The 4,636-nt window shown below is 63.5% G+C and carries 4 protein-coding genes; 3 read left to right on the top strand and 1 reads right to left on the bottom strand.

The genetic code is table 11. The features are described from left to right. Positions 1-227: sigma-70 family RNA polymerase sigma factor (locus tag VFP86_17855; protein ID HET9001509.1), on the bottom strand; the 227-nt coding region annotated here is incomplete at its 3' end. Positions 228-697: 470 nt separating this feature from the next. Here VFP86_17855 and VFP86_17850 point away from each other — a divergent pair. The 3 genes from VFP86_17850 (at position 698) to VFP86_17840 (ending at position 4,538) form a co-directional block, all read left to right on the top strand. Next, the gene (locus VFP86_17850; protein ID HET9001508.1) at positions 698-2,563 is read left to right on the top strand and encodes an NAD(P)/FAD-dependent oxidoreductase; all 1,866 of its coding nucleotides are present in this window, start codon (positions 698-700) and stop codon (positions 2,561-2,563) included. Continuing rightward, positions 2,560-4,011, top strand: coding sequence for a hypothetical protein (locus VFP86_17845; GenBank protein HET9001507.1), 1,452 nt, complete (start codon positions 2,560-2,562; stop codon positions 4,009-4,011). The genes VFP86_17850 and VFP86_17845 overlap by 4 nt, the downstream gene beginning before the upstream one ends. A gap of 170 nt (positions 4,012-4,181) precedes the next feature. Beyond that, positions 4,182-4,538 (top strand): hypothetical protein, encoded by a 357-nt coding sequence (locus VFP86_17840; protein ID HET9001506.1) that lies wholly within the window; start codon positions 4,182-4,184, stop codon positions 4,536-4,538. The last annotated feature ends 98 nt before the right edge of the window (positions 4,539-4,636 follow it).

The following is a 4,636-nucleotide window of genomic DNA, read 5'->3' as shown; positions in this document are numbered from 1 at the left end:
CGGAGAATCCGAAGCAGCCACGCCTTCGCATCGGTTTCAGGGCGAAACGTGTGACGGGACCGCCACGCGCGGAGAAACGTGTCCTGGGCTAAGTCTTCGGCGTCTTGGGGTCGACCGACGAGCCGCACCGCCGTGCGATATACCACCCTTAGGTGATCCGCAACAATTTGCTCAAACGCCGAGTTGTTGCTGTCAAGCTGCCGATCGCCAAGCGCGCGTCTTCCCATCACAGTGTCCCACCCGTCATGGCCAAAGAGACAAGCACGGCCCGCTGATTCCCTGGTCCTGGCGATACTTCCAGCATGCGGCGTACCCGTCGAAGGATCCATACACCCATCCGTCATTGGCGACCAGCAGGTAGAGGAGGAACCCAATGAGCCACGGCCTGATCCTTAGTGCGAGATCCACGTCTGTCACTCCCTTTCAACGAGCGGGTCTATGGGTCGTAATGGCCGCTTCTCGCGGCCTGTCCACGGCATGGTACACTATTCAGTCGCCGTTGGATTGCGTGCCGTGAAAGTCGTGATGCATTGGATCTAGCCGGCCGCAATCCGACCTGTCCGACCCGGGGTATTAGCAGTGGGCGGGCGAGGAAGATGTCACGGCATCTCCCCATGTGCGTCCTCGGGGTGGCGCTCAACTACGACATCGCCGCGGCTCAACTCGACTTGGCCATAGGTGTGGAGGTGCAGTTCTGATGGCGCGGCGCCGAGATCGCGTCCCAATGGACCTTGCCGCGATGCCGCCTTCATTCCGCCGCGATGTCATCGCAGGAGCGGTCTCGGGGCTCGCCGGTGGTCTGATGCTCGGCTTGGCGTGGCAGGGGCAGGGGATGCCGTCCACACCGGACGGCCCGATCAGGTGGACCGCGGTCGGCACGCTGCTGGCTTACCTTCTGAGCGCCGCAGTGGGCGGCGCCGCCTTTGGTGCCCTCTTTCGCTATCAGCCTGAGAGCCCTGCGTTCTGCACGAGCGGTGGCCTGCTGTTTGGGCTTCTCTGGTGGATCGTCGGGCCTTTAACGCTGGGGGCCTTGTGGACGGGCCACGCACCAACTTGGTCCGCGCGTGACGCCGGCGCCGCCTTTCCCAGCCTTGTGGGATATTTGCTGTACGGCGGAGTCCTGGGCGGCGCCTTCTACACCCTTGCGGGTCTTCACTCGCGCCTCCACCCACCGACCGACCCCCCTCCTCTCCCAAGCGCTGGCCCCTGCAGGCACGTGGTCATCCTCGGAGGCGGGTTCGGCGGCGTCAGTGCGGCGCAGCGCCTCGAACAGTCGCTCAACCGCAACAGGGAGATCAAGGTGACGCTCGTGAGCCAGAGCAACTATCTGCTCTTTACCCCGATGCTCGCCGAGGTCGCGGGCGGCGAATTGGAGCCCCAACATATTGGCGTTCCCCTGCGCGCCGCCCTGCCCCGCACGACCCTCCGGCGGGCCGAAGTGGAAGCGATCGACACCGAGGATCGAATCGTCCGGATCCGCGAAACGCCGACCGCGGCGCCTGACTCGTTGCGGTACGATCACCTCGTGCTCGCTCTCGGCTCCATCCCACATTATCACGGGATCCCTAGTCTCGAGGCCTACTCGTTCCCTCTCAAGACACTGGAAGATGGCGTGCGCCTGCGCAATCACGTGATTGCCATGCTGGAGAGCGCCAACGCAGAACCGCATGAGGAATCGCGACGCGGTCGGCTGACAGTCGTTGTAGCCGGCGGAGGCTTCGCGGGGACGGAGGTGATCGCAGAACTATTCGATTTCGTGCACAGCGTCGGAGGCTTCTACCAACAAGTTCACCCACAGGAACCGCACTTCGTCCTCGTGCATTCGGGTGAGCGTCTCTTGCCCGAACTGAGCCCCCGGCTCGCCGAGTACGCCCTACGCAAGCTTCTGGCCCGGGGGATCGAGGTACTGTTCAATACCCGAGTGACGGGAGCGACCGCAAGCTGCGTGCGGTTGAGCGACGGCCGGCGCTTGCCGACACGCACCCTGGTATGGACGGCGGGAAATCACCCTCACCCGCTGTTGAAGACTCTGCCGTGTGAGCGAAATCGGGCGGGCGCCGTAGTCGATGAGGCGACACTGCAGGTCAAGGGGCATGCGAATGTGTGGGCGGTGGGCGACTGCGCCCAGATTCCGGACCTCAGTAACAGGGGCGAGCCGTGTCCACCCACGGCTCAGCATGCCGTCCGCCAGGGTGCCGCGGCCGCGGAGAACGTGGCCGCGAGCTTGACAGGCCAACCCGCGAGGCCGTTTCGGTTTCGGACCCTTGGGGTACTCATGGGTCTCGGACATCACTCGGCGGTGGCCGAATGGCGTGGAAAGAAGTTCTCGGGTCCCCTGGCCTGGTTTATGTGGCGTACCGTCTATCTCAGCAAGCTCCCAGGTGTGGAGAAGAAGATCCGGGTGGCTCTTGACTGGACGATTGACCTCTTTTTCCCCCGCGATATTGTCTTAACCGCAGGCCCTCAATCTACAATTCCGCCTCGAACGCTCCCAGGTACGGACGAGGCGAAGGAAAACCACGGGATCCGGGCAGTCGATGGCGTTGCGGAGCATGCCAGATGAAGGCGTCGGACCTTCTCGCAAGGGGGGCGCTCTCCGGCGCGCTGGCCGGTTTGATCGCCGCCTTGACGTTCGGCGCGGCGATGGTCAAGCTCGGCATGCCTTCAACCATTATTGTGTTCGCATATGGTCGCGCCGCTATCGGCGCCGAGTTTCTCCAACTCATCCTCGCGACGCTCGGCGGAGCGGGCTTCGGCGTCATTGTCTGGAAACAGCGCTTCGGCGCTGGAGAGATGCTGTTCTGGGGGATGGCCTACGGAATCCTGAAGTGGTTTGCGGTTCCGCTCACCCTCTTGCCCTTGCTGTTGCACGGCACCTTCAGGTGGTCGCTCGACGCGGCCCAGGCCGCCATCCCCTGCCTCTTCGGGTATCTGCTCTACGGAGCCTACACCTCGTTGGCGCTTGCGGCCCTGCGCCCAGAGGCGCTTGCCCGAACGGGGAGGATCCACGCGGTCCTTCTCCGAGGTGCCGTAGCAGGAGTGGCCTCGATCTGGGTACTGGCGCTAATTTTGAAGGCGCAAGGCCGAACGTTGGAGTTCATGGCCCTCAGCGGCCCCGGGGCACATCCGGCGATGCGGGTGGGCGTCGTGATCGTTGGTGCGCTGGCGGGCATGGGATTCTCGTTGCTCTACCCCTCACCCACCGGGAGCGGTCCCGGCCTTGTCCGGGGGACCATGTACGGCTTCTTTTGGTGGGTGGCTGGGGGACTCACGGTCACGCCGCTCATCGCAGGCAGCGGCCTGGCGTGGTCGCTGGCGGCGGCGCGAGTGCACTTTGTCACGTTGCCCGGGTACCTCCTCGGCGGCGCCGCCGTCGCTCTGTTCTATCGGTGGGTCACCTCGTTTGTTCGGCTGCTGTTCTCCGATGAGATCCGACGCCACGCCGAAGAAGGCCTGGGCGCGCGGGGGCTGCATCTAACAAGCCGCGGGGCATTTGCCGGCCTGATCGGGGGGCTGCTGTTTACAATCATTATGGTTCGCATGGGCGAACTTCCTACGGTCGCCCGCTTGATCGGCTCGTCTTCGCCATGGACCGGGTTCACCGTACATCTCATCATCGCCGAGTTCATCGGCGCAAGCTATGGGCTCTTCTTTGCCAGACAGAGTTACGATATCGGCTCAGGGCTCGGCTGGGGCCTGTCCTACGGCTTCTTTTGGTGGGTCCTGGGCCCGCTCACCCTCGCGCCCATGCTGCTTGGTGCCCCGTCGAGATGGACGGCCGCGATCGCCGCAGGTCTGTTACCCGCTCTGGTCGGCCACCTGCTGTACGGTGCTGGGCTCGGGGTCACGTTTCATCTTCTGGAGGCCCGCTATAGTCCGTGGTGGATTCCCCACACGCATGTCGAGGCGTCTGCCGCCGCGCGGCGCAGGGAACAGGTGTTGACGTCGGCACCAGCCCTCTGGGCGCTCGTCGTCGTGATCGCGCTCACACTTCCAATCCTTTTGGCATGAACAGCTGCAGCCGCACTGGTAGGACGGGCCCCGCCGCCGTTCCCAAATCACCCGCCTGATCAATGATCGTTTCGATTCCGTTACGAAGATTGGCGACCGCCTGCAATCTGTGGACCGCCAGCCGGTGTATCGGGTTTGAAGTGACTTGCAACAGAGAGAGGTGAGCGGGAATGAATAGGCGATGGACAGTGGCTGTCGGGGCGTTGATTGGTCTGCTCATGGTCGGCCAGGTCGTGACTCTACGGTATGCGCTTGCCGCTGGTGCGAACAGGAACATGGCAGACGCGCGCACCGCCCTTCTCGCGGCTCAGGACGCCCTAGCCGAGGCGACCAAGAGTTACCAGGTGGAGACCGCTAGTTGGAATGCGCTCAACAAGATGCCCTTGACGGAGACGGAGCATCAGATGGCGAACCTGATGGCGCAGTCTGCTACGACGCAGAAGGCCGTATTGAATGCGGATCGGAACTGCCTCAAGGCGCTCCAGGATTTGTTCCAGCAGATCGGGCGTGAAAACGGCAAAAACTAACCGATAGTCCCTGGCGTTTCGCGGCCAGCCCTCGTTCAGATGGGGGCTGGCCTCTTTCAATTCTGACCCACGACCGGGTCGTTGCGAGTCAGCCGATC

It is taken from the genome of bacterium (genome assembly GCA_035703895.1).
Classification (GTDB): domain Bacteria; phylum Sysuimicrobiota; class Sysuimicrobiia; order Sysuimicrobiales; family Segetimicrobiaceae; genus Segetimicrobium.
The sequence above is the reverse complement of the archived record's forward strand: the minus strand, read 5'-3'. Positions and strand labels throughout refer to the sequence as shown.